Below are 25,407 nucleotides of genomic sequence, written 5' to 3'. Positions count from 1 at the left end.
CCGCGCATGGCGCCCGGCCCGATCCTTGCTCGGCGGAGGCCTGAGAAGAATCCGCAGAGGATCCGCCATGACCCAACCGTCTCCCGCTCTCGCCGCGCCCGCGGTGAAGACGACCTGCCCCTATTGCGGGGTGGGCTGCGGCGTGCTGGCCACGCCGGACGGGCAGGGCGGCGTCGCCATCGCGGGCGATCCCGAGCATCCGGCGAATTTCGGGCGGCTCTGCTCCAAGGGCTCGGCGCTGGGCGAAACCGTCGATCTGCAGGACCGGCTGCTCAAGCCCATGGTGGACGGGCAGGCCTCCTCCTGGGAAGGCGCACTCGGCGCGGTCGCAGGCAGTCTGAAAAAAATCGCCGATCGGCACGGGCCGGATTCGATCGCCTTCTACCTCTCGGGGCAGCTCCTCACGGAGGATTATTACGTCGCCAACAAGCTCGCGAAGGGGTTTCTGGGCACGCCCCACGTCGACACCAATTCGCGGCTGTGCATGTCGTCGGCGGTGGCGGCCCACCGCCGCGCCTTCGGCTCCGACACGGTGCCGGGCTGCTACGAGGATCTCGACGAGGCCGACCTGATCGTGCTGGTCGGCTCCAACGCCGCGTGGTGCCACCCGATCCTTTTTCGCCGGATGATCGATGCGCGCAACCAACGCGGCACCAGGATCGTCACGGTCGATCCCCGCCGCACCCAGACCGGCGAGGAAGCCGACCTGCATCTCGGGATCGCGCCCGGCACCGACACCGCCCTGTTCTCGGGCCTCCTCGTCCATCTCGCGGATCAGGGCAAGCTCGACTCTCGCTTCATCGCCGAGCACACCGCCGGCTTCGACGGCGCCCTGGAGCGCGCCCGCCAGATCGCGCCGGACGCCGCTGCCACGGCGCGGGCGACGGGTCTCGCGGAAGCCGACGTCCACGCCTTCTTCGACCTCTTCGAAAAGACCCAGAAGGTGGTCACCGGCTTCAGCCAGGGGGTGAACCAGTCGGCGCAGGGCACCGACAAGGGCAACGCCATCATCAACTGCCACCTCGCCACCGGGCGGATCGGCCGGCCCGGCATGGGCCCGCTCTCGCTGACGGGCCAGCCCAACGCCATGGGCGGGCGCGAGGTCGGCGGTCTGGCCAACATGCTGGCCGCCCACATGCATTTCGGCCCCGAGGAGGTGGACCGCGTCCGCCGCTTCTGGAAGGCGCCCAACATCATCACCGGCGAGGGGATGAAGGCGGTGGCGCTGTTCGAGGCGATCGAGCGGGGCAAGATCAAGGCGCTCTGGGTGATGGGCACCAACCCGCTGGTCTCGATGCCCCGGGCCGACCGCATCCGCGCGGCCATTGCCGGGCTCGACCTCTACGTCGTGTCGGAAGCCATCGCGACCAGCGACAGCGCCCGCGCCAAGGGCAAGAAAACCGTGCTGCTGCCGGCGCTCGCCTGGGGCGAGAAGGACGGCACGGTGACGAACTCCGAGCGGCGCATCTCGCGCCAGCGCGCGTTCCTCAAGGCGCCGGGCGAGGCGCGGGCCGATTGGGCGATCATGGGCGACGTCGCCCGCCGCCTCGGTTACGGCGACAGCTTCGCCTACCGCTCCGCCGCCGACATCTTCCGCGAGCACGCCGCGCTCTCGGCCTTCGAGAACGACGGCAGCCGCGACTTCGATATCGGGGGGCTGGCCGACATCACGGAGCGCGCCTACGACGCACATCTGCCCCAGCAATGGCCGCTGCCGAAGCGCGGGACGGACGGAAAAGGCCGCGCCCGGCTCTTCGCCGACGGCCGCTTCTTCACCTTCGACCGGCGCGCCCGCTTCGTCGCGGTGCAGCCCCCGGCGCTTGCGCAGGCCGCTACCCCTGAGCGCCCGCTGGTGCTCAACACCGGCCGCGTGCGCGACCACTGGCACACCATGACCCGCACCGGCAAAAGCCAGCGGCTCTCCGGCCACCGCGCCGTGCCCTTCGTCGAGGTCCATCCCGACGACGCGACCCGCTTCGGCCTCAAGGACGGCGGCTTCGCCCGCGTTTCGACGGAAGCCGGCCAGGCCACCCTGGAAGTGACGGTGACGGACGGCGTGCGGCCGGGCTCGGTCTTCGTGCCGATGCACTGGAGCGACATGACCGCCTCCGACGGCCGCGCCGCCGCGCTCGCCCGCGGGATCCCCGATCCTGTCTCCGGCCAGCCCGAGTTGAAGGCGACGCCGGCCGCCATCGAACCGGTTGCCTACCGCTCCCGCGGCTATCTCCTCACCCGCGCGCCGCTGGGCCCGCCCCCCGGCTGGTGGTGGGCGCGAGCCACCGTCTCCGGCGGCTCCGGCCTGCTGTTCGCGACGCAGGAAGGCTCGCGCGAGATGGCGCTGGCGATCCGCGGGCTGTTTCCGGGGCAGGAGCTGGCCGAATACGTCGACCACGCCCGCGGGCTCTACCGCTGCGCCGTCTACACCGAGGGCAAGCTCGTCGCGGCGCTCTCGGTGGCGCCGGGCGACCGGCGGCCCGATTGGGAACTCGCCAAGCAGGTGTTTGCGCAACCCGATCTCGACGCTGTGGACCGGCGAACCTTGCTGTCCGGTCGGGCGGCCGGGGCATCGGCCGGCCCGGTGGTCTGCGCCTGCCACGGCGTTGGGCTCGACGTCATCAATGCGGCCATCGCGGGGGGCGCCGGCTCGGTCGAGGCGGTGGGGGCTTGCTGCAAGGCGGGGACGAATTGCGGCTCGTGCATCCCAGAGATCCGCAAGCTCCTGCCCGGAGCGCTTGCGCGCAGTGCCGCCTGAGCGCACACTTTTTTACTGCGCTGTCCCACTCCCGCCCTCATCCTGAGGTGCTGGAGCGAAGCGGAAGCCTCGACGGAGGCCTCCAGGGATCAGGCGCTTTCTGGAGCCCTCCTTCGAGGCCGCTGACGCGGCACCTCAGGATGAGGGCGGAGGATGGGACGAGGGGCCGATCCCGCCCTCGATCCCGGATCGGTCACGGACAAGCTTCGTTTCGTCATGAGCACACCCCGCCAACCCCGCGAAACCCGCGCCGGCCTCGAACCGCTGGCGGTGCTGCCGGTCTTCGTGCCGCTCCAGGACAAGCGGGCCGTGCTCGCCGGCTCCAATGCGGGCGCGCCATGGAAGGTGAAGCTGCTCGCCGCCGCGGGCGCCCGCGTCGATGTCTACGCCGAGGAGCCGAGCGAGGAATTGCGCGGCGTGCCCGCCGAGATCGCCGCCGGCTCGGTGACCCTGCACGAGCGGCGCTGGACGCCCGACGACCTGCAAGGCGCCGCCTTCGCCATCGGCGCGATGGAGGACGAGGACGATTGCATCGCCTTCGTTGCGGAAGCCCGCCGGGCCGGCGCCATCGTCAACGCGGTGGACCGGCCGCATCTGTGCGACGTGAAGTTCGGCGCCATCGTCAACCGCTCGCCGCTCGTCGTCGGCATCTCGACCGAGGGCGCCGCCCCGGTCTTCGGCCAGACCGTGCGGGCGCGCATCGAGGCGATGCTGCCACGCGGCTTCAAGCATTGGGTCGGGGCAGCCCGCGACTGGCGCGAGACCGTCTCGGCCCGCTTCCACGGTTTTGCGGAGCGCCGCGGCTTCTGGGAGCGGTTCACCGACCGCGCCTTCGCCGAGCCGGACCGCACCCCGACACTAGAAGACCTCGACGAGTTGATGGGGCAGGCCGAGGCGCTGCCCATGGGGGGGGCCGTCACGCTGGTCGGCGCCGGGCCGGGCGATGCCGAACTCCTGACCCTCAAGGCGCTCCGGGCTTTGCGCAATGCCGACGTGATCCTCTACGACGACCTCGTCGCCCCCGAGATTCTGGACTACGCCCGCCGCGAGGCCCGCACGATGCTGGTCGGCAAGACCGGGCACGGGCCCTCCTGCCGCCAGGACGACATCAACGCCCTGATGGTCTCGCTCGCCAAGACCGGCAAGCAGGTGGTGCGGCTCAAATCCGGCGACCCGCTGGTGTTCGGCAGGGCCGGCGAGGAGATCGAGGCCTGCCGGCTCGCCGGCATTCCCTGCACCGTGGTGCCCGGCGTCTCGGCGGCGCAGGGAGCGGCGGCCGCGCTCGGCGTCTCGCTCACCCACCGCGACGCGGCGCGGCGCCTGCAATTCGTCACCGGCCACGACCGCCGCGGCGCGCTGCCGGACGACCTGAACTGGGGAGCGCTGGCGGATCGCAGCGTCACCACCGTGGTCTACATGCCCAAGCGCACGCTGGGCGCGCTGTTGGAACGGGCGGTGGCGGAGGGCCTCGCGCCGACGACGCCGGCCCTCGTCGTCTTCAACGCCACCCGCCCGAGCCAGCAGACCGTCGCCGGCACCGCCGCCGACTTGGCGCAGCGGGTCGAGGCCTCGGGCTTCGAGGGCCCGGCGATCCTGATGATCGGCGAGGCGCTGGGCCGCCGCGAGGCCGGGACCGCGCTGCCGGGGCCGGAATTGCAGGCGGCGGCCTCCTGAGACGGCCGCTTCGACCGGCCTCTCCCATCCCATCCCCTCATCCTGAGGTGCCGCGCAAGCGGCCTCGATAGGAGGCCTCCAGAAGTCACGCGATCCCTGGAGCCCTCCTTCGAGGCCGCTTGCGCGGGCACCTCAGGATGAGGGTGTGGCTGGGAAGAGCGGCGTTGCGCCGCCACGGCGCGCAAGGGGGTTGCAGCATCGGGTCAGGCCGTGATGGATGCGGCCTTCCGCGTCGCACGCCCAAAGCGAAAACCCCATGCCCCCGTCCCGTCGCGTCCTCCTGCCCATCGCCGCCTTCGTGGCGGGCCTCGTCGCGCTCTCGGCCGCCGCCGTGATCACCCTGGTGCCGCAGGCCCGTCAGGGGGTCGCCGCGAGCGGGATCGGCGGGCCGTTCACCCTGGTGAATCAGGACGGGAAGACCGTGACCGAGCGCGACTTCGCCGGCACGCCCTATCTCGCCTTCTTCGGCTTCACCCATTGCCCCGACATCTGCCCGACGACGCTGCAGCAGATTTCGGACGTGCTCGCCGCGATGGGGCCGAAGGCGGATCGCCTGAAGGTCGCCTTCGTCACCGTCGATCCCGAGCGCGACCGGCCGGAGACGCTGAAGACCTATCTGGCGAGCTTCGATCCGCGCATCGTCGGCCTCACCGGCAGCCCCGAGCAGGTGGCGGCGGCGGTGAAGACCTTCCGGGCCTACGCCAAGAAGGTGCCGGGGCAGGGCGACGACTACACCATGGAGCACACCGCGCTGGTCTACCTGATGGATGCGCAAAACGGCTTCGTCGGCGCCGTCGCCCTCAACCGGCCGCCGAAGGAGACGGCCGCGGAATTGAGCAAGCGGCTGTGACCCCTCGCCCGAGGGCGCCGGAGCGCGAGGTCCGCGACAGGCCGTGCTCGGTCTTGTTCCAGCGGTGGGGATGGCGGGCGAGTTCGATCACCGCGAGCCACGCGGCGGCGCTGACCAGCCCGAAGTAGAGCGGCAGCAGCGGCACGAACCACATCAGGTCGCGCCAACCGCGGCGGTGGCAGCCGACGAAGCCCGGGATCAGGATCGCGGCAAGACCTCCCAAAAAAATCGTCCAGGCGCCGGCATAGGTCGCATGCGCCAGCAGGCCGGCTTCCGGGCCGGGTGCGCCGAGGATGAGTTCGGCGAGCCCCGGCCCCATCATGAACGGGTAGAACAGGGCCGAGGCGACGGTGCCGGGCAGGAGCGCCAGGGCGCACAGGCTCTCGACCGGCCCGAGCCGGCGCCACGTCGCCAGCGGATCGCGCCCGTGGGTGAAGCTCGTCTGCAGGAAGCCCTTCATCCAACGGGTGCGCTGACGCAGCCATGCCTTGAGGTGCTTGGGGGCCTCCTCGTAGGTCGCGCTCGGCAGGTCGCCGACATGGTAGCCGGCGATCGCCAGCCGCATGCCGAGGTCGGCATCCTCGGTGACGTTCCAGGCGTCCCAGCCGTGGAGTTCGCGCAGCACGCAGGTGCGGAAATGGGTAGAGGTGCCGCCGAGCGGCGTCGGCACCCGCCACGCGGCGAGCGCCGGTCCCAGCACCTCGAACAGGGCCGCGTACTCGATGGCGAAGAGGCGCGGCAGCAGCCCGTCGCCGGGGTTGTCGATGACGAGATGGCCTTGGAGGCAGGCGGTCGAGGCCGGCGCGCGGGCAAACAAGGTAGCGGCGCGGCGGAGCTGATCCGGCTCGATCACGTCCTCGGCGTCGTAGACCACGAGGTGGTCGCCGCGGGCCAGCGGCAGGGCGGCGTTGAGCGCCCGCGGCTTGGTGCGGGGTTGGCCGTCCGGCACCACCACGACCTCGAACCGGGCCGGCAGCGGCGCCGCGCGGAAGGCCGCCAGCGTCTCGGTGTCGTCGGCCTCCAGCAGGAACTTGATGTCGAGCTTGGCCGCCGGATAGTCGACCCGGCCGAGCGCCCGCACGAGCCGGGGCACCACCGCGGCCTCGCGGTAGAGCGCGACCAGCACCGTGTAGGTCGGCAGCGCCTCGTCCGGCAGGAGATCGGACGTCGGCTCGGAAGCGCCACCCGCGATCCCCACGGAGGCGAGGCGGACGGTCAGCAACGCGAGCATCCCGGCCTGGATCAGCACCAGCAAAACGAGGCTCGTCAGCGTCGGTAGCCGCGTCAGCAGCACGATGAGCGCGAGCACGAGGCCGGCGAGCGTCAGGTCGAGGGTCTGAGGGCCTGGCCGGCACGACCATTCGGGCCGATGCCGGGCGAGCCCGTCGGAGGCGTCCGCCGCGATTTTTTGGCCGACCTGCCCGAACACCGCCTCGCGCAGCCGTGTCGGCGTAGTGATGGCGGGCAAGTGCTCCAGGCGTGAGGCCGCCTCGATCAGCCGGGCGATAGCCGTACCGCGCGGCGCCGCGACGATTCTTTTGGCGTGATCGGGGGCGAGGGGTGCGGCCCCCGCGGTGAGCACCTGCGGGTAGCGCAAGTTGGCGTCGAGCCAGATCGGGCCGTCGAGGAAGTCGGTGCCGAGATGGCGGGCGAGCGCGCGATAGAAATCGTCCTCGGCGATCCGGCCCTCGTTGAGCAGCACCGTCGCGGCGTCGCTCCCGAGCTTTTGCCCGAGCGCGGCGGCGCGATACAGCTCGGCCGGCGGGAGGATACCCGCCAAAAAAGAAATCTCGGTCGGCAGCGGGACCGATCGTGCGAAGTGGAACAGGGCGGCGGCTCCCTGCGGGCCCGCGCCGTGCTAGGGAGAGGCATGGGCCGAGACCTCTCTACGCACGTGTATCGCTCCGCCGCCGCAACCCGCGCGTCAAGGCACGGCCTGGGGTTGAAAACCATTGCGTTAACGTGCGTTAATCTTTTGCTCGCGAGCGTTGCGCTGGCGCAACAGCCTGCGCCCGCGGCGGCGCCCTCTGTCACCATCCCGAATTTCTGGAATCCCCGCGCCCGCGGCGAACGGGTGGACGCGCCGCAGACCGGCCGGGCGGTGCGGTTCATGACCGACGACGAATTTCCGCCGCTCCATTTCGCGGGTCCGGACGGCACGCCGACGGGCTTCGCGGTGGAGCTGTCGCGGGCGGTGTGCGAGCGCCTCGCGATCCCCTGCACGGTCCAGGCCCGCCGCTTCGACACCCTGCTCGACGCGCTCAACGACAAGCAGGGCGACGTGGTCGCCGCCGCGGTGCCACTGACGCCGGCCCTGCGCGCCCGCTTTCTGGCGACGCGTCCGTATTTCCGCTGGCCGGCGCGCTTCGCCGTTCGCAACGGCGGCAGCTTGCCCGTCCCCTCCGCGTCCGCTCTCACAGACCGCACCATCGGCGCAGTCGAGGGCAGCGCGCACGAGGCCTATCTCAAGGCTTTCTTCCCGAAGGCGGTCCGAAAAACGTTTCCCGATCTCGCCACCGTGGAGGGCGCGCTCAAGCGCGGCGAGGTGGAATACGTCTTCGCCGACGGGCTCAACCTCGCCCTCTGGTTCAACGGCCAGGATTCGGAGAGCTGCTGTGCCTTTACCGGCGGCGCCTATCTGGAGAACCGCTATTTCGGCGAGGGCATCGGCCTCGTGACCCGGACCGACGACACGGCCCTGTCGCGGGCGCTCGACGACGCGCTCCAGCGCGTGTGGGACGACGGGAAATACGCGGAGCTGTATCTGCGTTTCTTTCCGGTGAGCCCGTTCTGAGCGCCGCTTCGTCCCATCCATCCCCCTCATCCTGAGGTGGCGACGCGAAGCGGCGCCCTCGAAGGAGGGCTCCAGAGATCGCGCGATACGCTGGAGCCCTCCTTCGAGGCTGCTTCGCAGCACCTCAGGATGAGGGGGTTTGGTGGGATAAGAGGGGGCTTCAGCGCCCCCCGGCGGCCCGGCGCGGTGCCGGTGCCATGCGCCCGCCGCCGGCATCCTCTTCAAAAAGCTCGGCCAGCTTCTCGGTCATCGCGCCGCCCAACTCCTCGGCGTCGATAATCGTCACCGCGCGGCGGTAGTAGCGCGTCACGTCGTGGCCGATGCCGATGGCCAGCAATTCGACGGGCGAGCGCGTCTCGATCTCCTCGATCATGTAGCGCAGGTGGCGCTCCAGATAGTTGCCGGGGTTGACCGAGAGGGTCGAGTCGTCGACCGGGGCGCCATCGGAGATCACCATCAGGATGCGGCGTTGCTCGGGGCGGGCGAGCAGGCGCTTGTGAGCCCAGTCGAGCGCCTCGCCGTCGATGTTCTCCTTCAGAAGCCCCTCGCGCATCATCAGCCCGAGGTTCTTTCTCGCGCGGCGCCAGGGGGCGTCGGCCGACTTGTAGACGATGTGGCGCAGGTCGTTGAGGCGGCCGGGATTGCCCGGCTTGCCGCCGGCCAGCCACGCCTCGCGGCTCTGGCCGCCCTTCCAGGCGCGGGTGGTGAAGCCGAGGATCTCGACCTTGACGCCGCAGCGCTCCAGCGTGCGGGCGAGGATGTCGGCGCAGGTCGCCGCTACCGTGATCGGGCGCCCACGCATCGAGCCGGAATTGTCCAGCAGCAGCGTGACGACGGTGTCGCGGAAATTGGTGTCCTTCTCGCGCTTGAACGAGAGCGGCTGGAACGGATCGGTGACGACGCGGACGAGGCGCGCCGGATCGAGCTGGCCCTCTTCGAGGTCGAACTCCCAAGCGCGGCTCTGCTGCGCCAGCAGGCGGCGCTGGAGGCGGTTGGCGAGGCGCCCGACGACGCCCTGGAGATGGGCGAGCTGCTTGTCGAGATAGCTGCGCAGGCGCGTCAGCTCCTCGGCGTCGCACAGTTCCTCGGCCTCGATCACCTCGTCGAAGCGCGGGTTGTAGACGCGGTAATCCGGACCGGTGCGCTCGTTGCCGCGGTTGGTCGGCGGGCGCCAGGATTCGGACGCCTCCTCCGATTCCGCGTCCTCGGCTTCCTCGGGCATCTCGCCCGAGGGCGCGTCGGCGGATTCGGTGGCGCCTTCCTCCAGCTCGTCGGCGGCCTCGTCGGTCACCTCGATCTCGGCGCGGTCGCCTTGGGACTTCTCCTCGGCCTCGCCCTCGCTCGGGGTCTGCTCGTCGTCCTGGGACTGGTTCTCGTCCTCGTCGGTCTCGTCGTCCTGATCGAGGGGCGTCTCGTCGGCCATGTCGAGGGAGGAGAGGAGGTCACGCACCGAGCGGGCGAAGCCGCGCTGGTTCTCGATCGCGCCGATCAACCCGTCGAGGTTCTTGCCCGCCCGCGCTTCGATGTGCTCGCGCCACAGCTCGACGATCCGGACGGCGGCCGGGGGCGGGACCTGACCGGTCAGGCGCTCGCGTACCATCAGGGCGACCGCATCCTCCATCGGCGCGTCGGCCCGGTCGGTGATGTTCTCGTACTTGCCGCCGCGGTGGTAGCGGTCCTCCAGCATCGCCGTGATGTTCGAGGCCACGCCCGCGAGGCGCCGCGAGCCGATCGCCTCAACGCGGGCCTGCTCGACGGCGTCGTAGACGGCGCGCGCCGCCGCATTCTCCGGGGCGAGGCGGCGGTGGACGCTCGTATCGTGGCAGCCCAGCCGCAGCGCCATCGAATCGGAATGACCGCGCAGGATCGCGGCGTCCTCGGCGGTGAGGCGCCGGGTCGGCTCGGGCAGGCGCGCCTTGTCGCCGATCAGCGCCGGGCGGTCGCTGGCATAGGTGACCTCGATCTCCGGCCGCTTGGCGATGGCGCGCAGGCACCCGGCCACCGAGCGCTTCAGCGGCTCGGCCCCGGGCTCCTTGCGCTCGCCGGACTTGTTGCGGTTGGTTAGGGCCATGCGATCTACTTCTTCACGGAGTCGAGATCGAACGGGCGTTCCCGGATCTCGTCCCAGGCATAGGGGCAGGCGGCGGGGAACTCGTCCGGCGGCAGATGCGTCTCGTCGGCGGCCCAGTCCCGCGCGTCGGGATAGATATCGGCCAGGGCCTCATCGAGCCGCGGCTTGAGGCCGGGGCTCTCGCGCAGGAGCCGGTCGAGACGCCGCCGCTGTTCGCGGATCGAGTAGATCCAACTCGCCGTGCGGTGCTCGGACTGCTGATCCCACTTGAGCATGTGCATCACGATCACACGCAACGCGCTGCAGAGCTTGGAGAACTCGTGCCGGGACAAATCCTCCAGCTCCTCGGCGACGAGATCGACGTCGATCTCGGCGAAGCGGCGGGCGCGCAGCAGGGCGACCTGCTCCCGCGCCCAGGTGTAGAGGTCGTCCTCGTAGCGCGTGCGACCCCGCCCGGAGGCGATGCCCGTCTCCGGCGGATCGCTGGGGACCGGATGCGCCACGGGCTCCTCCATGCCGATCAGCTCAGGGCGACGTTCAAGGCGCTCTCGGGCAGCTCCTTGCCGAAAGCGCGCTGGTAGAACTCGGCCACCAGCGGGCGCTCCAGCTCGTCGCACTTGTTCAGGAACGTCACCCGGAAGGCGAACCCGATATCGCGAAAAATGTCGGCGTTCTCGGCCCAGGTGATGACCGTGCGCGGGCTCATCACGGTGGAGAGGTCGCCGTTCATGAAGGCGTTGCGGGTCAGGTCGGCCACGCGCACCATGCGGTTGACCGTGTCGCGGCCGGCATCGCTCCGGTAATGCGTCGCCTTCGAGAGCACGATGTCGACCTCGCGGTCGTGCGGCAGGTAGTTCAGCGTGGTGACGATCGACCAGCGGTCCATCTGGCCCTGGTTGATCTGCTGGGTGCCGTGATAGAGGCCGGAGGTGTCGCCCAGCCCCACCGTGTTGGCGGTGGCGAACAGGCGGAAGCCCGGATGCGGGCGGATGACGCGCTTCTGGTCGAGCAGGGTCAAGCGGCCCGACAGCTCCAGCACGCGCTGGATCACGAACATCACGTCCGGGCGGCCGGCATCGTACTCGTCGAACACCAGCGCGACGTTGTTCTGCAGCGCCCAGGGCAGGATGCCGTCCTGGAAGGCGGTGACCTGCTTGCCGTCACGCAGGACGATCGCGTCCTTGCCGACGAGGTCGATGCGCGAGACGTGGCTGTCGAGGTTGATCCGGATGCAGGGCCAGTTCAGCCGCGCCGCGACCTGCTCGATATGCGTCGACTTGCCGGTGCCGTGATAGCCGGTGACCATGACGCGGCGGTTGCGCGCGAAGCCCGCCAGGATCGACAGCGTGGTCTCGCGGTCGAAGATGTAGTCGGGGTCGAGGTCCGGCACGTGCTCCTCGGCCTCGGAAAAGGCCGGGACCTTGAGGTCGAGGTCGATGCCGAACGCCTCGCGGACGGAGACCTCACGGTCGGGCAGGGAAGCGGGCGTTTCGTCGGACAGCATACGGGACCTCATCGGTGCGGCCGGCGGGAGCATCGGGCCCGGCGCGGTCGCGCTTTGCATCGTCTCGGGATCGTTAACTCGACTGGCCTTGAGGGCCGTCATCCTTAATCGCCGGCCCTCGGCATCGCCAAGGGGGAACAGCGAGGGTACGGCGTGAAGGGGCTTCAAGGCGCGATATAGAACCCCCACGCGGAATGTCCGCCCTCACCGCGACGATGGAGACCGGCGCCGCGTGCATCCTTCGTGCCGGCTCAGCACATTCCTGCAGCACGAAGCACGTCGTGGGCGCGGATGATGTCGCGCAGGCGCTCCTCGAACGAGCGGTCGCCGCCGTTCGCGTCGGGGTGGAAGCGCTTCACCAGGGTCTTGTACTGCGCCTTGATCGCCGCGGTGTCGGCGGTGTCGTCGAGGCCCATCACGTCGAGCGCCTTGGTCACGGCGGCCGAGTGGCGCGGGCGCTGCGGCTCCGGGGCCGCCTGCCGCCGGCCCGAGGCGCCGAGGCCGTTGGCGCGCAGGACGCCGAGCGGGTCGGCATAGGCCCAGTCGCGCTCGGTCTCCGGCTTGTCGGCCTTGGGATTGGCGCCGGCCTTGTCGGCACCGGCCCCCGCGGCGTTCACCCCCATCGACCAAGTCGGGCGATGGCCGACCATCGCGTCCTTCTGGAAGGCCTCGACCGCGGCGTCGTTCATGCCGTCGAAATAGTTGTAGGTGGCGTTGTAGACGCGCACGTGGTCGATGCAGAAGCGGTAATACTGCCCCTCCTGCTTGCGCCCTTTGGGCGCGCGGTAGAGGCCCGCGCCGGTGCAGCCCGGCGCCTCACAGGTGGCCTCGGCGGTCGTGCTCGCGCTCGCCTTCGCGCCCGCCCGGCCCCCCTTCGGACTCGCCTTGGAGCCCTCCTTGGGATCGTCGCAGGTCGGCTTGATGCGGATGCTGTCGAACAGGGGCGAATTGAGATCCATGACGGGTCGATTATGAGGGGCGGACGCACCGACGGACAAGGCCGTCGGGCCTGATGACGCATGCATCGATGCGGGCTTGACGCCCGCGCGGCGCGAAACGGCGCTCGACGGAGCGCGACACACCGAAGGGACGTTCGAAAATGGCCGAGACCCTGAGGGACTGGATCGCCGAGCGGCTCGCCGCCGAACTCGCGCCCGCGCATCTGGAGGTGATCGACGAATCGCACCTCCATGCGGGCCATTCCGGCGCGCGGCCGGGCGGGGAGACGCATTTCCGGCTGGATGTCGTCGCGGCGGCGTTCGACGGCAAGAGCCGGATCGAGCGCCACAGGCTGGTGAATTCTTTGCTGGACGAGGCGTTCAAACGGGGCCTGCACGCGCTCGCGGTGCGGGCCCGCACGCCCACGGAAGCGGGCTGAGACGAACCGAGGGGGAGGGCGCCGTGGCGCTCGTCTGCACGCCGCAGATCGCAATCGACGAATCGGAGATCGAGGAGAGCTTCGTGCGCGCCTCCGGTCCCGGCGGGCAGAACGTCAACAAGCTCTCCACCGCGGTGCAGTTGCGCTTCGACGTGCGCCGCTCGCGCAGCCTGCCCGACGCGGTGGCGGTGCGCCTGATGCGGCTCGCCGGGCGGCGGCTGACCGGCGAGGGCGTGCTCGTTATCAACGCGCAGCGCTTCCGCACCCAGGAGCGCAACCGGGCCGACGCCCGCGAGCGCCTCGCCGCCTTGGTGGCCGAGGCCGCGGTGCCGCCCACGCCCCGGCGGCCGACCCGGCCGACGCTCGCCTCGAAGAAGCGCCGGCTCGAATCGAAGAGCCACCGCGGCAGCATCAAGCGGCTGCGCGGTGGCCCGGGTGACGACGGATGACCGATCAGCGCGCGGCGGGCGCCGTCGCGGTCGGCTCGGCCTCCGGATGGGCGTCGGGCTGGGGCGCGGCGACGCCCGAGACGTAGGGCGTATCCTTGAGGATGATCGTCAGGACCAGGGACAGGAGCGCCAGGGCCGCGGCGAAGCCCGCCGGGAACAGGAAGGCCTTTTCGCCGAACCAGTGATGCAGAAAGCCGCCGAGCACCGCGCCGGTGCTGAGCGCGCCCCAGAGCGGCGCCTGGATCCAGAACGAGGGCGCCGGCTTGTGCAGCAGGATGTTGGCCACGCCCGCGCCGAAGCGCACCACCGTGCCGGTGACGTAGGTGAGCGCGAGGCTGCGGCCCGCGTCGTCCTGCAGGGTCGCGTTCTGGATGCCGAGGGCCAGCACGATCGGGTAGGCGTGGAGCGGGAAGGCGTCGCTGCCGAAGGGGACGTAGAGGCCGATGCCGAACAGCACCGCCTGGATGATCAGCAGCACCGAGAGCCGCCAGCGGCCCGACCACGCGGCGATCAGCGTGCCGAGGAAGGCGCCGAAACAGAAGATCGCGATGACGCTGGCGAAGCGCGTCGTGCCGTTCCAGTCGTAGCTGGAGACGGCAGCGCCGAAGCGGGTGGTGTTGCCGCTCATGAACGACATGAACAGCTGCGAGAACTCAAGGAAGCCGATGGAATCGGCGGTGCCCGCCAGCCCGGCCAGCGCCAGGGCGAAGGGGACTCGCGTCACCGGGCTCGCCGGAAATGCCTTGTTCGTCTCGTCGGCCATCGTTCACCCTGGATTGCTGCTTCGCAGCACAACGGAACCGAAGCCGTCTCGTTGCACGCGCGCGATCAGGATGAGCGATCCGTCACGTTCAAGCTTTTTTGCAAGGTCGTTGCAGGATGAGAATGCGGCCTGGAACGTTTATTTTTTTCTGCCGCCTGATCCCTGCCTGCTGCAACGCAACAACGGCGAGGCCGGCGGCCTCCGCGCCGTCGTCGAGATGCGCGTCGCCGTGGGCGTAGCGCCCGTCGTCCCCGAGCACGATGCCCTCTCCCGCCTCCGGCGACTGCACGGTGAGGATTGCGAGCCCGCCCGGCGCGAGGACGTGGGCGATGCCACGGAGCGCGGGCGCGAGGTCGCCGAGATAGATGAACACGTCGGCCGCCGTCACGAGGTCGGCCGAGTCCGACGGCTCGGCGGCGAGGAAGGCGACGAGGTCGGCCTCTGCGAGACGGGCATAGAGCCCGGTCCGGCAGGCCTGCGCCAGCATCGCGGGCGACAGGTCGCAGCCGGCGAGGACTCCGACCCGGCCCGCCAGCGCCCGGCCCATCAGGCCGGTGCCGCAGCCGAGATCGAGCGCGTGGGGGAAGTGGCGCGGTGCGTCGGGGAGGGCCAAGGATAGGGCATCCAGGGCCTCCACCATCATCTGCGGGCCGCGATAGCCGAGTTCGTCCACGAGATGACGCTCGAAGCGCAGCGCGTAGCCCTCGAACAGGGCCCGGACATAAGCCGGCCCGATCGCGGTGGCGGCCTCGACGGCGCCCAGCCCCGCGAGATGCAGGCGGCTGCCGAGCACGTCGTCGGGATCGAGCGCCAACGCGCGTCCGAACGCCTCCAACGCGGCCGCCCGCTCGGCCTCGGCACCACTCATGGCGAACGTGGCCGCGCGGGCGCGCCCAAGAAGCACCCAGGCGGGGGCATAATCGGAAGACATCTCCAGCGCCTGCTCCGCCATCTCGGCGGCGCCCGCCGCATGCCCTTCCGCGAGGCAGGCCTCGGCATAGGCGTAGCGCCGGTCGGCGAGGAGATTTCCGGAAGAGCGCTGATGCGACATCGGGGCTTGGGCTGAGGATGGACGAACCGGCGCCCTATATCCCGGCCGATGCCGCAGCGCGCCTCCGATCTCCTCACCCTGACGCGGGAAGGGCTCTATTGCCCGCTCGGGCGCTTCCACGTCGATCCGACGCGGCCCGTGGAGCGGGCGCTGATCACCCACGGCCACGCCGACCACGCGCGGGCCGGCCACGGCTCGGTGCTGGCGACCGACCAGACCCTGCGCATCATGGCGACCCGCTACGGCGAGGATTTTTGTGAGCGGCGCGAGGAAGCGAAGCTCGGCGAGCGCATGCGCATCGGCGACGTGACGGTGTTCTTCGCCCCCGCAGGCCACGTGCTCGGCTCGGCGCAGATCGCCATCGAGGGGGAGGGCGGGCGGATCGTCGTCTCGGGCGACTACAAGCGCGCGCCCGACCCGACCTGCCTGCCGTTCGAGGTGGTGCCCTGCGACGTGTTCATCACCGAGGCCACCTTCGGCCTGCCGGTGTTCCGCCATCCCGACACGCGCGACGAAGTCCGAAAGCTCCTCGACTCCGTGAAGCTCTTCCCCGAGCGCGCCCACATCGTCGGCGCCTACGCGCTCGGCAAGGCGCAACGGGTGATGGCGCTGCTGCGCGAAGAGGGCTGGGACCGCCCGATCCATCTGCACGGCGCGATGGAGCGGCTGACCGCCCTCTACAAGGACGAGGGCATTCCCCTCGGCGACACCCCGAAGGTGGTCGCTGCCGAGCGCAAGGATTTGCACGGCGCGATCGTGCTGTGCCCGCCCTCCTCGATCCAGGATGTGTGGTCGCGCAAATTCCCCGATCCGGTCACCGCCTTCGCCTCGGGCTGGATGCGGGTTCGCGCGCGTGCGCGCCAAAAGGGCGTCGAGCTGCCGCTCGTCATCTCCGACCATTCCGACTGGCCCGATCTCTGCCGCACGATTCTCGATACGGGGGCCGAGGAGGTGTGGGTCACCCACGGGCAGGAGGATGCGCTGGTACATTGGTGCGGCACCCGAGGGCTTCGCGCCAAGCCGCTGCATCTGCTGGGTTACGGCGACGACGGCGAGGCCGAGCCCGATCCCGCCGCCAGCCCCGCTTTGGAGGAGGCCTCGTCGTGAACGACTTCGCCGCTCTCCTCGATCGCCTCGCCTACGAGCCGCGCCGCAACGCCAAGCTCCGGCTGCTGCAGGATTTCTTTGCCGGTACGCCCGACCCGGAGCGGGGATGGGCGCTCGCCGCCATGACCGGCGGGCTGACGTTCCGCGAGGCCAAGCCCGCACTGATCCGGGGGCTGGTGGAGGAGCGGGTCGATCCGGTGCTGTTTTCGCTGTCGCACAATTACGTGGGCGATCTGGCGGAGACGACGGCGCTGATCTGGCCGGGGCCGGAGGAGGCCCCCCCCTCTCCCCGCACGCGGGGAGAGGGGGGGGCCCCCCTTGTTGGGGGCGAGACGAGCGGTAGCGGGGGTGAGGGGGCGTCTACAATTGAGACTCCATCGGACAAGCCCCCTCACCCCCGGCTGCCGCCTCGCTTCGGCGACGACAAGGTCGTCGAAGCCCTCTCCCCGCGTGCGGGGAGAGGGGATGCACCGGGGCTCGGCCACAACAATCCGCCCCCGCACGTCCCCACCCTCGCCGAGGTGGTCGAGACGCTGGCCACCACGCCCAAACGCGCATTGCCAAACCATCTCGCCGGCTGGCTCGATGCCCTCGACGAGACCGGCCGCTGGGCCCTGCTCAAACTCGTCACCGGCAACCTGCGCGTGGGCGTTTCGGCGCGGCTGGCCAAGACCGCGGTCGGCGCGCTCGGCGGGCACGAGGCGGATGCGGTCGAGCAGGTCTGGCACGGGTTGAAGCCGCCCTACGCGGCGCTGTTCGCCTGGGTCGAGGGACGGGCCGAGCAGCCCGAAAACCTGAACCCGGCCCCGTTCCGCCCGCCGATGCTGTCGCACCCGATCGAGGAGGAGGCCGACCTCGACAAGCTCGACCCGGAAGCCTTTTCCGCCGAGTGGAAGTGGGACGGCATCCGCGTCCAGCTCGCGGGCGGGCGCGACACCCACGGGCAGCAGGTGCGAAAAGTCTATTCGCGCACCGGCGAGGACATCACCGAAGCCTTCCCCGACCTCGCCGAGGCGATCACGTTCGAGGGGGCCATCGACGGCGAGTTGCTGATCCTGCGGGAGCACCGCGTGCAGAGCTTCAACGTGCTGCAGCAGCGCCTCAACCGGAAAGCGGTGACGCCGAAACTCCTCGAAGACTTCCCCGCCCATGTCCGAGCCTACGACCTGCTGGCGGCGGACGGCGAGGACCTGCGCACGCTCCCCTTCTCGGAGCGCCGCGCGCGGCTCGAAGCCCTGGTGACGCATCTCGACCACGCCCGGATCGACCTCTCGCCGGTCGTGCCCTTCGCGGCCTGGCCGGAGCTGGCCGCCGCGCGGGCCGACCCGGCCTCGGTCGGAGCCGGCGCGGATGCCGACGCCATCGAGGGCGTGATGCTCAAGCGCCGCGACAGTGCCTACCTGCCGGGCCGGCCCAAGGGCCCCTGGTGGAAGTGGAAGCGCGCGCCGCACATCGTCGATGCCGTGATGATGTACGCCCAGCGCGGCCACGGGAAGCGCTCGTCGTTCTACTCGGACTACACCTTCGGCTGCTGGCGCGACGGGGAGGCGGGCGAGGAGCTGGTGCCGGTCGGCAAGGCCTATCACGGCTTCACCGATGCCGAGCTGCAAAAGCTCGACCGCTACGTCCGCAACAACACGACCAAGCGCTTCGGCCCGGTGCGCGAGGTGACCCACGGGCACGAGGCCGGGCTGGTGCTGGAGATCGCCTTCGAGGGCGTACAGCGCTCGACCCGGCACAAGTCGGGCGTCGCCATGCGCTTCCCCCGCGTCAGCCGCATCCGCTGGGACAAGCCGGCGGCCGAAGCCGACCGGATCGACGTGCTGGAACGCATCCTGGCCCGCGGCGAGCGCGAGATCGCTCCGGGCGCGACGATGGAGAGATCGGAATGAGGCAATCGGGCCGGATCGGGCCGCTCCAGGGTTTTCAGGCCGGCGAGGCGACCCGCCACGCGAGCGCGACGATGGCCGTCGCGACACCAGGGCAGGGGTTCACGGATATCACCGAGGCGGTCGCCGCCTTCGTACGCGAGAGCGGCATCCGGCATGGCGTGGTCAGCGTGTTCTGCCGCCACACCTCGGCGTCGCTGACGATCCAGGAGAACGCCGACCCGGACGTGCGCACCGACCTGATGACGGCGCTCGACGGGCTCGCGCCGCGGCACGGCCACTACGTCCACGGGATGGAGGGGCCGGACGACATGCCGGCCCATATCCGCACCATGCTGACCGATTCGGGCCTCACCGTGCCCCTGCGCGACGGGCGCCTCGCGCTCGGCACGTGGCAGGGGATTTATCTGATCGAGCACCGCGACCGGGGACACCGGCGCGAGATCGTGCTGTCGGCGGCGGGCAGCTGACTTTGGCCTGATCAGCGGTCGCGCAGCAGCAGGTAGAGGGCGTGCAGCGAGCCGGGGATGTAGAACAGCAGGCAGAGCAGGATGTTGAAGAGGAACTGCAATCCGAAGCCGTTCGTCATCAGCACCGAGATCGGCGGCAGGAAGAACGCGATCAGGATTTTGATCAGGGTCGACAAGGGTTCAGCTCCAAGCGCTGTGTGCGGCTCGGGCCAAGAACGAAAGCGGAGCGGTCGGGTTCCATTGCGTTGCACCAAACCCTCCCCCCACTGAGGGAGGAGGGTTCCGATGGCGGGCCCTACGCCGCCCGCTTCAACGCGTCGTAGAACCGCCCACCGTTGCCGGCCATCGCCAGAAGGTTGTCCGGCGGGGTGAAGCGGGGGCCGTGCTTGGACTCCAGCGCGCGGGCCAGTTCCACGAAGGCGGCGGCCCCCATGAAGTCGATGTAGGACAGCGCGCCGCCGGTGAACGGGGCGAAGCCGAAGCCGAGGATCGAGCCGACATCCGCCTCGCGCGGATCGGTGATGACGCCCTCCTGCACCGTGCGGGCGGCCTGCAGCGCCTGCACCACGAGGAAGCGGTGCTTCAGCTCATCGACATCGATCGAATCCGGGTCGAGCCGGTTCGGCTGAAGTTCGAAAAGGCCGGGCCAGAGCTTCTTCTGGCCGCCCTCGGGGTAGTCGTAGAAGCCGCGCTTGTTCTTGCGCCCGAGCCGACCGCGATTCTCCACCATCTCGACGAGCAACCGCTTCTGGTCCGGGTCGATCGCGGCGGAGCCCAGTTGCGCCTCGGTGGCCTTCAGGATCTTCAGGCCGAGATCGAGGGCGACCTCGTCGTTGAGCGAGAGGGGGCCGACCGGCATGCCGGCCATGCGGCCCGCATTCTCGATCATGGCGGGCGGCACGCCCTCCATCAGCATCTTGTGGCCCTCCTGCACGTAGGCCAGCACGCAGCGGTTGGCGAAGAAGCCGCGGGCATCGTTGACGACGATGCCAGTTTTCTTGATCGCCCGCACGTAATCGAGCGCGGTCGCCACCGCGCGGTCGCCGGTCTGCGTGCCGCGGATCACCTCGACCAAGAGCATCTTCTCCACGGGGGAGAAGAAGTGGATGCCCACAAAACTCTCGGGGCGTCGGGAGACCTTGGCCAGCCCCGAGATCGGCAGGGTCGAGGTGTTGGAGGCGAAGATCGCGTGCTCGGGGAGCGCCGCCTCGACCTTGCCGATCACCTCGGCCTTCACCGCGGGGTCCTCGAACACCGCCTCGACCACGAGGTCGCAGTCGCCGAGCGCCGCGTAGTCGGGCGTGGCGGTGATGCGGGCCAAGAGCGCGTCGCGGTCGGCGGTCTTGGCCTTGCCGCGGTTGATCTGGCCGGTGATGAGCTTGTGGCAATGCGCCTTGCCGGCATCCGCCGCCGCCTGGTCGCAGTCGATCAGCACGACCTCCATGCCGGCCTGAGCGGTGACGTAGGCGATGCCCGCCCCCATGAAGCCCGCGCCGACGACGCCGACCTTGCCGATCTTCGAGGGCTCCACGTCCTTCGGGCGGCGGGCGCCCTTGTTGATCTCGCCCATGGAGATGAACAGGGTGCGGATCATCGCCTGCGCCTCCTTGGTGCGCAGGATGTGGGCGAAGTAGCGGCTCTCGACCCGCAAGCCGAGATCCATCGGCAGCTGCAGGCCCTCGTAGACCGAGGCGAGGATCGCTTTTGCCGCGGGGTAGTTGTCGTGGGTCTCCCGGCGGTAGATCGCGTTGGCCGGCGGCCAGATCATCATGCCGGCGGGCGAGTAGACCTTTCCGGACGGCGCCTTGAACTTCGGCACGTCCCAGGGGGCCACCGCCGAGCCGCCGTCCCTGATCCAGGCCTTGGCCCGCTCGACGATCTCGGCCGCCGGGGCGACCGCGTGGGCGAGCCCCATGTTCTTGGCCATCAGCGCACGCAGTTGCTCGCCCTTGAACAGCATCTGCAGCGCGTCGCCGGTCTGCATCAGGCGGGCGACGCGCTGGGTGCCGCCGCCGCCGGGAAACAGCCCGACCTTGATCTCGGGGAGTCCCACGCGGGTCTTGTCGTCGTCGGCGAGCACCCGGTGATGGCAGGCCAGCGCCAGCTCGAACGCGCCGCCGAGGCACAGGCCCTGCACGGCCGCCGCGAACGGCTTGCCGCAGGTCTCGAGCTTGCGGAATACGAGGCTGAGGCGGCGCGATTCCTCGAAGAAGTGGCGCATGGCCGCCTCTTCGCCCGCCGACGCCTTGAGGCGCTCGTACTCGGCGCCGAGGCCTTGCAGCATGGTGAGGTCGGCCCCGCCCGAGAAGTTGGGCTTGCCCGAGGTGATCACGCAGCCCTTGATGCCCGCGTCGGCGACGACGGCGTCGACGATCCCCTCCAACTCGTCCATCACCGCCATGGTGATGACGTTCATCGAGCGGCCCGGCATGTCCCAGGTCGCGAGCCCGATGCCGTCGGCATCGACCTCGAAGCGGAAGTTCTTTGCGGGTTCGCTCATCGCTCTTCCTCGGGCCTCTCGTCGGGCCGGCGGGGGCAAGCCGCCCGCACGGGCTTCGGGCGCCGGCTCCCCGGCGCCCCCATCGGTCTTACTTGGCCGGGATCGGCATGCCGCCCGGCGCGCCGCCCTTCTGGTCGCTGGCAGCGGCCAGCGTCAGCATGTTGAGGAGCCGCGTCACCACCGCCTGCGACAGCAGGTTCACCTCCGACTTCGGGTCGGCGTTGACGGTCTGGAACTTCTGGTAGGTCGGGTCCTCGTAGATCGTCTCGAGGCGCTTCAGCTCGTCGAGGCTGAACTTGTCCGCGTACTGCTTCGACAGGCCGTCGAGTAGCTCGCCGCGCTGCTTGTCGAACTCGGCCCGGGCCTCCTTGCGCACGGTCTCGGCGCGCTCCTCGGGCATGGTCGAGACGGTTTTTTCCAGCGCGCCGCCGAAGCCGGTGTCGAGGTTCTTCAGCACCGTCTTCTCGGTCAGGGTCTTGGCGACCGCGAGCTTGTCGGAAGCCTCGTCGGCGCGGGCGCCGAGCGGCAGCGCGAGGGCGGCGGCGAGGCTCAGGGCGGCGATCTTGGTCTTCATCGTGGCGTGTCTCCCGTGTCGGCTTTGGCCCGCGCCCAGCGAAGAAAGGGCGCGGCGTGGGAGGCCCTTAGCAGCGTTTGCGCGGGGAGGGCAGGGCGGCGCGGCGCCGCCCGCCCGAGCGTGCCTCGCGAAACGCCCGTCGCACGGTGCAGCCCAAGGAGACCGCGACGGACGATCGGGCGTTTCGTGAGAGACACATCAGACCCGCTCGATGATCGTGGCGGTGCCCATGCCGGCACCGATGCAGAGCGTCACCAGGGCGCGCTCCCGGCCGGTGCGCTCCAACTCGTCGAGCACGGTGCCGAGGATCATCGCGCCGGTGGCACCGAGCGGATGGCCCATGGCGATGGCGCCGCCGTTGACGTTCACCCGCGCCGGATCGAGGTCGAAGGCCTGGAGGTAGCGCAGCACCACCGAGGCGAAGGCCTCGTTGATCTCGAACAGGTCGATGTCGGACAGGTCCATGCCGGCCCGCGCCAGCACCTTCCGGGTCACGTCGACGGGGCCGGTCAGCATCAGCGCCGGATCGGAGCCGATGTTGGCGAACGCCCGGATGCGGGCGCGGGGCTTCAGCCCTGCGGCGTCGCCGGCCTCGCGCGAGCCGATCAGCACGGCCGCCGCGCCATCCACGATGCCCGAGGAGTTGCCCGCGTGGTGGACGTGATCGACCGCCTCGACGTCGGGGTGGGCATCGACCGCCACCGCGTCGAAGCCGCCCATCTGGCCCATCTGGACGAAGGAGGGCTTGAGCTGGCCGAGGGACTGCATGTCGGTGGAAGGCCGCATGTGCTCGTCGCGGTCGAGCAGCGTGATGCCGTTGATGTCGCGCACCGGCACGACCGAGTTCTTGAACAGCCCCTCGGCCCAGGATTTCGCCGAGCGCTTCTGCGACTCGACGGCGTAGGCGTCGCAGGCGTCGCGGGAAAAACCGTACTTGGTGGCGATGAGGTCGGCGGAGATGCCCTGAGGCATGAAGAACGACTTCACCGCGATCGCCGGATCGACCGGCCACGCCCCGCCCGAGGCACCGATGCCGATGCGGCTCATCGATTCGACGCCGCCGCCCACCGTCATGTCGTGCTGGCCGGCCATCACTTGCGCCGCGGCGAAGTTGATGGCGTCGAGGCCGGAGGCGCAGAAGCGGTTGATCTGCACGCCCGGCACGTGGGTGCCGTAATCGGCCACCAGCGCGGCGGCACGGGCGATGTCGCCGCCGGCCTCGCCCACGGGATCGACGCAGCCGAGGATCACGTCGTCGACGCGCGCCGTGTCGAGGCCGTTGCGGTCCTTGAGGGCGCGCAACGCCGTCTCGGCCAAGCGGAGCGCCGTCACCTCGTGCAGCGACCCGTCCGGCTTGCCGCGTCCGCGCGGGGTGCGGACGTGATCGTAGATGTAGGCCTCGGGCATGTGCGCTTCCTCGTGTCCGTCATCGCCACGGCTTTTCCCTCCCTCCTCTGCGGGCGAGGGTGGCCCTCGCGTGAGCGAGGGGCGGGAGAGGGGAGCGCCGCTTCCGGATGGTGCGGAGCCGACCCCTCTCCCGCCCGCTCCGCGGGCACCCTCCCCCGCAGAGGGGGGAGGGTTCTGTGCGGTAGCGTTTAAAACGCCTCCGCCGACAGCGCCATGGTCGTCTCCGACCCGGCCTTGATCCGCGCGAGCCGCAACGCCGTTTCCGGCAAGGTCCGCTCCATGAAGAAGCGGCCGAGCACCAGCTTGGCGTCCATCCGCTCCGCGTCGCGCCCCTCCGCCTTGGCGGCGAGCGCCGCCTTGGCGATCTTGCCCCACATGTAGCCGAGGACGACATTGCCGAGGAGATGCATCAGGTCGGTGGCGCCCGCGCCCGCGTTGTCGGGCTTCGAGAACGCGTTCTGCATCAGCCACATCACCGCGGCCTGGAGGTCGTTCAGCGCGGGCTGGAGCGGCGCGACGAAGGGCTTCATCGCCTCGTCCTCGCCGTGATCCTTGATGAAGGTCTGGACCTCGGTGAGGAAGGCCATCATCGCCCGGCCGCCGTCCTTCGGCAGCTTGCGGCCGATCAGGTCCATCGCCTGGATGCCGTTGGCGCCCTCGTAGATCATGGCGATGCGGGCATCACGCACGAACTGCGACATGCCCCATTCCTCGATATAGCCGTGGCCGCCGAACATCTGCTGGGCCTCGACCGCGTTGGCGAAGCCCCGGTCGGTCAGCACGCCCTTCACCACCGGGGTCATCAGCCCGAGGAGGTCGTCGGCGAGTTGGCGCTCGGCGGCGTCCTGCGAACGGTGGGCGATGTCGGACTGGAGCGCCGTCCACAGCACGAGGGCGCGGGCCGCCTCGTTGAAGGCGCGGATCTGCATCAGGGTGCGGCGCACGTCCGGATGGACGATGATCGGGTCGGCGGCCTTGGCGGGCTCCTTGGCGCCGCTGAGCGCGCGGCCCTGGAGGCGCTCGCGGGCATAGGTCACGGCGTTCTGGTAGGCGGCCTCGGACTGGCCGAGCCCCTGGACGCCCACCGCGAGGCGCGCCTCGTTCATCATCACGAACATGGCGTTCAGCCCGCGGTTCGCCTCGCCGACGAGCCAGCCCTTGGCGCCGTCGTAGTTCATCACGCAGGTGGAATTGCCGTGGATGCCCATCTTGTGCTCGATCGAGCCGCAGGCGACGCCGTTGCGCTCGCCCAAGCTACCGTCCTCGTTCACCAGAAACTTCGGCACGACGAACAGCGAGATGCCCTTGGTGCCGGCGGGCGCGCCCTCGATCCGGGCGATGACGAGATGGACGATGTTCTCCGCCAGGTCGTGCTCGCCCGCCGAGATGAAGATCTTGGTGCCCGACAGGCTGTAGGAGCCGTCGGGGTTCGGCACCGCCTTGGTCTTGAGGAGGCCGAGATCGGTGCCGCAATGCGGCTCGGTGAGGTTCATGGTGCCGGTCCAGGCCCCCTCGACCATCCTCGGCAGGTAGGTCCGCTTCTGCTCGTCCGAGGCGTGGACGAGGAGCGCGGCGATCGCGCCTTGCGTCAGACCGGGATACATGCCGAGCGCGAGGTTCGAGCCGGAGATGAACTCCTGCATCGCCGTGCTGACCACGTGCGGCAGGCCCTGGCCGCCGAATTCCTCGGGCACCGACAGGCCCATCCAGCCGCCCGCAGCGTAGGCATCGTACGCTTCCTTGAAGCCCTTGGGGGTCGCGACGCTGCCGTCGGCGTGGCGGGTGCAGCCCTCGCGGTCGCCCGAGAGGTTGAGGGGCGCGAACACCTCCGAGGTGAGCTTGCCGCCCTCGGCCAGCACCGCCCGCAGCACGTCCGACGAGGCGTCGGCAAAGCCCGGCAGGTTGTCGTAGCGGTGGAGGGCGAGAACGTCTTCGAGGAGGAACAGCGTGTCCTCGACCGGGGCCCGATAGCTCGGCATCGCGTCAGCCTCCCGCAAGAATTTTTGGCGGGCCGCAGGCTGGGCTCCGCCGATAGTTCATATGTAAACTATCGGCGGAGCCGCGCAAGGGCCGGCCGCACGCGGCCGGGTTTCAAACACAGGTCGATGAAGCGGGGCGGGCGGCGGTTCGGCGGCGATTCCTCAGTGCATCACCGGGTCTTAACCGGCCATTTA

General features: G+C 70.1%; 21 protein-coding genes. 9 read left to right on the top strand and 12 right to left on the bottom strand.

All coding sequences use genetic code 11. From position 1 onward, the window contains the following. The first annotated feature begins 67 nt into the window (after positions 1 to 67). The 3 genes from ASG52_RS01385 (at position 68) to ASG52_RS01375 (ending at position 5,276) form a co-directional block, all read left to right on the top strand. Positions 68 to 2,752, top strand: a complete 2,685-nt coding sequence (locus ASG52_RS01385) for a nitrate reductase (protein ID WP_056237952.1) — start codon at positions 68 to 70, stop codon at positions 2,750 to 2,752. Positions 2,753 to 2,968: 216 nt separating this feature from the next. Then, positions 2,969 to 4,426 carry a siroheme synthase CysG gene (cysG, locus tag ASG52_RS01380; RefSeq protein ID WP_056238374.1) on the top strand — a complete coding sequence of 486 codons (1,458 nt, stop codon included), beginning with the start codon at positions 2,969 to 2,971 and terminating at the stop codon, positions 4,424 to 4,426. A gap of 256 nt (positions 4,427 to 4,682) precedes the next feature. Continuing rightward, entirely contained in the window at positions 4,683 to 5,276 is a 594-nt protein-coding gene (locus ASG52_RS01375) for an SCO family protein (RefSeq protein ID WP_056237950.1), read from the top strand. On the opposite strand, the gene ASG52_RS01370 is transcribed toward ASG52_RS01375, so the two are convergent. Next, positions 5,227 to 7,056 (bottom strand): glycosyltransferase, encoded by a 1,830-nt coding sequence (locus tag ASG52_RS01370; protein ID WP_286158905.1) that lies wholly within the window; start codon positions 7,054 to 7,056, stop codon positions 5,227 to 5,229. The genes ASG52_RS01375 and ASG52_RS01370 overlap by 50 nt on opposite strands. A 171-nt stretch (positions 7,057 to 7,227) precedes the next feature. Here ASG52_RS01370 and ASG52_RS01365 point away from each other — a divergent pair, with 171 nt between their 5' ends. Further along, positions 7,228 to 8,070, top strand: coding sequence for a transporter substrate-binding domain-containing protein (locus ASG52_RS01365; RefSeq protein WP_502691013.1), 843 nt, complete (start codon positions 7,228 to 7,230; stop codon positions 8,068 to 8,070). Between the two features lie 160 nt (positions 8,071 to 8,230). Here the strand turns inward: ASG52_RS01365 and cobT are convergent, their stop codons facing one another. From cobT to ASG52_RS01345, 4 genes are all read right to left on the bottom strand, one after another. After that, positions 8,231 to 10,141, bottom strand: a complete 1,911-nt coding sequence (gene cobT, locus ASG52_RS01360; RefSeq protein ID WP_056237944.1) for a cobaltochelatase subunit CobT — start codon at positions 10,139 to 10,141, stop codon at positions 8,231 to 8,233. Between the two features lie 5 nt (positions 10,142 to 10,146). After that, positions 10,147 to 10,644, bottom strand: a complete 498-nt coding sequence (locus ASG52_RS01355; RefSeq protein WP_056238368.1) for a DUF29 domain-containing protein — start codon at positions 10,642 to 10,644, stop codon at positions 10,147 to 10,149. Between the two features lie 17 nt (positions 10,645 to 10,661). Then, a complete protein-coding gene (gene cobS, locus ASG52_RS01350) occupies positions 10,662 to 11,645 on the bottom strand; it encodes a cobaltochelatase subunit CobS (protein WP_056237942.1) in 984 nt (327 codons plus the stop codon). A gap of 251 nt (positions 11,646 to 11,896) precedes the next feature. After that, positions 11,897 to 12,604, bottom strand: a complete 708-nt coding sequence (locus tag ASG52_RS01345) for a J domain-containing protein (protein WP_056237939.1) — start codon at positions 12,602 to 12,604, stop codon at positions 11,897 to 11,899. 140 nt (positions 12,605 to 12,744) lie between these two features. Here ASG52_RS01345 and ASG52_RS01340 point away from each other — a divergent pair, with 140 nt between their 5' ends. Continuing rightward, a complete protein-coding gene (locus ASG52_RS01340; RefSeq protein WP_056237937.1) occupies positions 12,745 to 13,023 on the top strand; it encodes a BolA family protein in 279 nt (92 codons plus the stop codon). A 23-nt stretch (positions 13,024 to 13,046) separates the two neighbouring features. Next, positions 13,047 to 13,472 (top strand): alternative ribosome rescue aminoacyl-tRNA hydrolase ArfB, encoded by a 426-nt coding sequence (arfB, locus tag ASG52_RS01335; RefSeq protein WP_056237936.1) that lies wholly within the window; start codon positions 13,047 to 13,049, stop codon positions 13,470 to 13,472. Positions 13,473 to 13,476: 4 nt separating this feature from the next. Here arfB and ASG52_RS01330 read toward each other — a convergent pair whose 3' ends face one another. Then, entirely contained in the window at positions 13,477 to 14,235 is a 759-nt protein-coding gene (locus ASG52_RS01330) for a YoaK family protein (RefSeq protein ID WP_056237933.1), read from the bottom strand. 88 nt (positions 14,236 to 14,323) lie between these two features. After that, entirely contained in the window at positions 14,324 to 15,286 is a 963-nt protein-coding gene (locus ASG52_RS01325; protein ID WP_056237931.1) for a class I SAM-dependent DNA methyltransferase, read from the bottom strand. 48 nt (positions 15,287 to 15,334) lie between these two features. On the opposite strand from ASG52_RS01325, the gene ASG52_RS01320 reads away from it, so the two are divergent. The 3 genes from ASG52_RS01320 to ASG52_RS01310 are packed head-to-tail and all read left to right on the top strand — an operon-like array spanning position 15,335 to position 18,752. Further along, positions 15,335 to 16,393: a ligase-associated DNA damage response exonuclease gene (locus ASG52_RS01320; protein ID WP_056237928.1), complete on the top strand. Its 1,059-nt coding sequence runs from the start codon at positions 15,335 to 15,337 to the stop codon at positions 16,391 to 16,393. Then, entirely contained in the window at positions 16,390 to 18,285 is a 1,896-nt protein-coding gene (locus ASG52_RS01315) for a cisplatin damage response ATP-dependent DNA ligase (RefSeq protein WP_056237925.1), read from the top strand. Before ASG52_RS01320 ends, ASG52_RS01315 begins: the two co-directional genes overlap by 4 nt. Then, positions 18,282 to 18,752 carry a secondary thiamine-phosphate synthase enzyme YjbQ gene (locus ASG52_RS01310; protein WP_056237922.1) on the top strand — a complete coding sequence of 157 codons (471 nt, stop codon included), beginning with the start codon at positions 18,282 to 18,284 and terminating at the stop codon, positions 18,750 to 18,752. The genes ASG52_RS01315 and ASG52_RS01310 overlap by 4 nt, the downstream gene beginning before the upstream one ends. Positions 18,753 to 18,763: 11 nt before the next feature. Here ASG52_RS01310 and ASG52_RS25815 read toward each other — a convergent pair whose 3' ends face one another. From ASG52_RS25815 to ASG52_RS01290, 5 genes are all read right to left on the bottom strand, one after another. Further along, positions 18,764 to 18,928: a YqaE/Pmp3 family membrane protein gene (locus ASG52_RS25815; protein WP_082552287.1), complete on the bottom strand. Its 165-nt coding sequence runs from the start codon at positions 18,926 to 18,928 to the stop codon at positions 18,764 to 18,766. Between the two features lie 119 nt (positions 18,929 to 19,047). Beyond that, positions 19,048 to 21,252, bottom strand: coding sequence for a 3-hydroxyacyl-CoA dehydrogenase NAD-binding domain-containing protein (locus ASG52_RS01305; protein WP_056237917.1), 2,205 nt, complete (start codon positions 21,250 to 21,252; stop codon positions 19,048 to 19,050). Positions 21,253 to 21,340: 88 nt separating this feature from the next. Next, positions 21,341 to 21,826, bottom strand: a complete 486-nt coding sequence (locus ASG52_RS01300) for a hypothetical protein (protein ID WP_056237916.1) — start codon at positions 21,824 to 21,826, stop codon at positions 21,341 to 21,343. Between the two features lie 198 nt (positions 21,827 to 22,024). Next, positions 22,025 to 23,233, bottom strand: coding sequence for an acetyl-CoA C-acetyltransferase (locus ASG52_RS01295; protein ID WP_056237914.1), 1,209 nt, complete (start codon positions 23,231 to 23,233; stop codon positions 22,025 to 22,027). Between the two features lie 188 nt (positions 23,234 to 23,421). Further along, complete coding sequence (locus ASG52_RS01290) at positions 23,422 to 25,212, bottom strand: acyl-CoA dehydrogenase C-terminal domain-containing protein (protein WP_056237913.1); 1,791 nt, start codon at positions 25,210 to 25,212, stop codon at positions 23,422 to 23,424. Between the last annotated feature and the right edge of the window lie 195 nt (positions 25,213 to 25,407).

Origin of the sequence: Methylobacterium sp. Leaf456, from assembly GCF_001425465.1 — a bacterium.
In the GTDB taxonomy this organism is placed as follows: Bacteria; Pseudomonadota; Alphaproteobacteria; order Rhizobiales; family Beijerinckiaceae; genus Methylobacterium.
This window is presented reverse-complemented; position numbering and strand designations above follow the sequence as displayed.

Excerpts from the sequence above, each read along its gene's own strand:
- ASG52_RS01375 (WP_056237950.1), top strand. The coding sequence starts at position 4,683 with ATGCCCCCGTCCCGTCGCGTCCTCCTGCCCATCGCCGCCTTCGTGGCG.
- ASG52_RS01295 (WP_056237914.1), bottom strand. The coding sequence starts at position 23,233 with ATGCCCGAGGCCTACATCTACGATCACGTCCGCACCCCGCGCGGACGC.
- ASG52_RS01305 (WP_056237917.1), bottom strand. The coding sequence starts at position 21,252 with ATGAGCGAACCCGCAAAGAACTTCCGCTTCGAGGTCGATGCCGACGGC.
- cobT (WP_056237944.1), bottom strand. The coding sequence starts at position 10,141 with ATGGCCCTAACCAACCGCAACAAGTCCGGCGAGCGCAAGGAGCCCGGG.
- ASG52_RS01345 (WP_056237939.1), bottom strand. The coding sequence starts at position 12,604 with ATGGATCTCAATTCGCCCCTGTTCGACAGCATCCGCATCAAGCCGACC.
- ASG52_RS01310 (WP_056237922.1), top strand. The coding sequence starts at position 18,282 with ATGAGGCAATCGGGCCGGATCGGGCCGCTCCAGGGTTTTCAGGCCGGC.
- ASG52_RS01325 (WP_056237931.1), bottom strand. The coding sequence starts at position 15,286 with ATGTCGCATCAGCGCTCTTCCGGAAATCTCCTCGCCGACCGGCGCTAC.
- cobS (WP_056237942.1), bottom strand. The coding sequence starts at position 11,645 with ATGCTGTCCGACGAAACGCCCGCTTCCCTGCCCGACCGTGAGGTCTCC.
- ASG52_RS01320 (WP_056237928.1), top strand. The coding sequence starts at position 15,335 with ATGCCGCAGCGCGCCTCCGATCTCCTCACCCTGACGCGGGAAGGGCTC.
- ASG52_RS01290 (WP_056237913.1), bottom strand. The coding sequence starts at position 25,212 with ATGCCGAGCTATCGGGCCCCGGTCGAGGACACGCTGTTCCTCCTCGAA.
- ASG52_RS01330 (WP_056237933.1), bottom strand. The coding sequence starts at position 14,235 with ATGGCCGACGAGACGAACAAGGCATTTCCGGCGAGCCCGGTGACGCGA.
- cysG (WP_056238374.1), top strand. The coding sequence starts at position 2,969 with ATGAGCACACCCCGCCAACCCCGCGAAACCCGCGCCGGCCTCGAACCG.
- ASG52_RS01300 (WP_056237916.1), bottom strand. The coding sequence starts at position 21,826 with ATGAAGACCAAGATCGCCGCCCTGAGCCTCGCCGCCGCCCTCGCGCTG.
- ASG52_RS01385 (WP_056237952.1), top strand. The coding sequence starts at position 68 with ATGACCCAACCGTCTCCCGCTCTCGCCGCGCCCGCGGTGAAGACGACC.
- ASG52_RS01340 (WP_056237937.1), top strand. The coding sequence starts at position 12,745 with ATGGCCGAGACCCTGAGGGACTGGATCGCCGAGCGGCTCGCCGCCGAA.